This window comes from Shewanella sp. SM32, from assembly GCF_025654235.1.
Classification (GTDB): Bacteria; Pseudomonadota; Gammaproteobacteria; order Enterobacterales; family Shewanellaceae; genus Shewanella; species Shewanella oncorhynchi.
On record NZ_JAKKRO010000135.1, the window covers coordinates 1 to 2273 of the forward strand.

The 2273-nt window shown below is 37.8% G+C and carries 2 protein-coding genes and 2 pseudogenes; 1 reads left to right on the forward strand and 3 read right to left on the reverse strand.

Going from position 1 to position 2273, the window contains the following annotated elements; translation table 11 throughout:
- The 3 genes and pseudogenes from L5M10_RS23645 to L5M10_RS23655 form a co-directional block, all read right to left on the reverse strand.
- Positions 1-142: pseudogene (locus tag L5M10_RS23645) on the reverse strand (IS4 family transposase); the annotation flags it as partial.
- Positions 143-330: 188 nt separating this feature from the next.
- Positions 331-1557, reverse strand: coding sequence for a DUF819 domain-containing protein (locus tag L5M10_RS23650; protein WP_263256076.1), 1227 nt, complete (start codon positions 1555-1557; stop codon positions 331-333).
- Between the two features lie 38 nt (positions 1558-1595).
- Complete coding sequence (locus L5M10_RS23655) at positions 1596-2051, reverse strand: LysR substrate-binding domain-containing protein (RefSeq protein WP_317630154.1); 456 nt, start codon at positions 2049-2051, stop codon at positions 1596-1598.
- An 86-nt stretch (positions 2052-2137) separates the two neighbouring features.
- Between L5M10_RS23655 and L5M10_RS23660 the strand changes: the two are divergent.
- A pseudogene (locus L5M10_RS23660) lies at positions 2138-2273 on the forward strand (IS4 family transposase); the annotation flags it as partial.

A 2273-nucleotide genomic window follows, 5' to 3' on the forward strand; every position in this document is an offset into this window, starting at 1 on the left:
AATTTCGACCTAACTCAGTCAAGGTCAGTGTCTTACATTCAATCAGTGCCTTAGAGGCCAGCATCAAGCTGTTTAATCGTTTTAGGTGAAGTTCTGGGCAGTATTGGTGTAAAGAATGTTGTAGGATATTGGCTTCGCGCATCTTGTTGTCCAAGTGTAGTTTTTGGCGAAACCATTTGATCATGCAACAAGATGCGCTTCCACCCTAATTTGATGATTTATTTGTAAATCATCAGGGGATTCTTCAGAGCTTTGGGTAATGCTTTGAAGATTCAGGAGTGGCATTTATTGGGAGCAAAAAATTAGTTGGACACACTTTTTGTTCCCGTCTTATGGTTGAATAAACTGCATTAAAAAACCAAAATACCACGCCAACAAAGAAGCCCAAGTATAACCCCAAACTGCCATCAATAAAGCAGCGGAAGCCAGCCTTGGGTGAAAAGCGCTGGCGATAACTGGTGCAGAAGCCGCACCACCAATATTACACTGACTCGCGATCGCGAAGTACATGATAGGTAATCGAAAAAATACAGTAAAAATAAATAAGATAATAATGTGTATAGAGAACCAAATAAGAGCGATACAAACATAATAGGGCGCGGCGCTCAATGCGCTAATATCAAAGTTCAACCCCATCAACATTATCATGATATAGATTAAAAAAAGAGCTATCTGCTGAGTTTCCTTAACTAACACATGTCTTGCATTTGTTAATGAAAATAATAATCCTAAAAAAGTTGCAATTAATACTGACCAAAAAAATTCAGAGGTAAGATTGTATTTAAATAAGTGTGGGAAACTATTAGCGATTCTTGTTGCAAGGAAGGATGATAATTTTTCACTAAAGAGAATTACAATGGAAAAAGTCAAGCTCAATATCAGAATCCAATAATAGCTTGTTTTTTTTCCTATCACTTTACGTTTGATGTCAGTGCAAAATATCGGTCTATGGCTTTTATCAGCTTTCAGGAAGTCATCGATTTTATCTTGGCGTTCTGCAATGAAAAGTAATATAACCATCCATATACCGGAAAAAAGAATATTAATAGCCATCATTACCGCAAATACGGCATCACCGACACTGTGGATTTCTTTTACAGCCAATTGATTGGCGGTTCCGCCAAGCCAGTTTGCCATCAGTGTTGACATGCCTTTCCAAGCAGCATTATCTCCCTGCCAGACGAGTTCGTTCGGAAAAAATATAGAGCCTAACCATAGGCTTAATGGACCACCAATACAGATGCTCACAGCACCTAGCACGTACATACCGAGAAGTTTTTTTCCCACTAAACTGAGAGCAAAGAAATCGGTACCTAAAATCAGCAAAAATAAACAACCGGGCATTAAGTGTGTTTTTGCCATTTCGCTAAGTTGACTATGACTTGCATCAATAATATTTAGCGAGCTAAAGATGGCAGGTAAGGTGTAGCACATTAGCATCAGTGGAAAAATACGATAAAATTGCTTAAAAAGTGTAATAGAGGATGTGTGTGTATAAAATAAACCACATAGTAAAAAGACTAAAAAAAATCCTATTCCAAGATCTGATGATATCAATTAAATTCACCTAGTAAGAATAGCTGGTATACATTATTTTACAGTAGCTTACTAAAGGCTAGGAAACTCATGCTTAGTGCAGATAATTCTTCTCCTTCACGCTGAATTGACCAATAAGTTCGTTTATAATCCCATCCATCCACAGGTAATAAAATAAGGTCTTTTCTTGCTAATTCAGCGTCAATCGCTAATAGGGGTAATACACTCAAACCTATACCTGTTCCAATTGCCCTTTTAATAGAGCCAATGGTTGACATGCAGATTTCATCACGAACGTGGATATTTAAGCTTTTTAATAACTGAATTGCACGAATTCGAGAGAACGATGATTCATGGTCGAATATCCACAATTGTTCACTAAGCCAAGATTTTGTATTTAAACCATTTGCAGCAGGATGAGTTACGCCACTCACAATGCAAAGATTATCTTGTAACCAATGCTCACAAATGAGATTTTTACTCGCGGGTTTAGCACTGAAGAATCCCCTGATGATTTACAAATAAATCATCAAATTAGGGTGGAAGCGCATCTTGTTGCATGATCAAATGGTTTCGCTAAAAACTACACTTGGACAACAAGATGCGCGAAGCCAATATCCTACAACATTCTTTACACCAATACTGCCCAGAACTTCACCTAAAACGATTAAACAGCTTGATGCTGGCCTCTAAGGCACTGATTGAATGTAAGACACTGACCTTGACTGAGTTAGGTC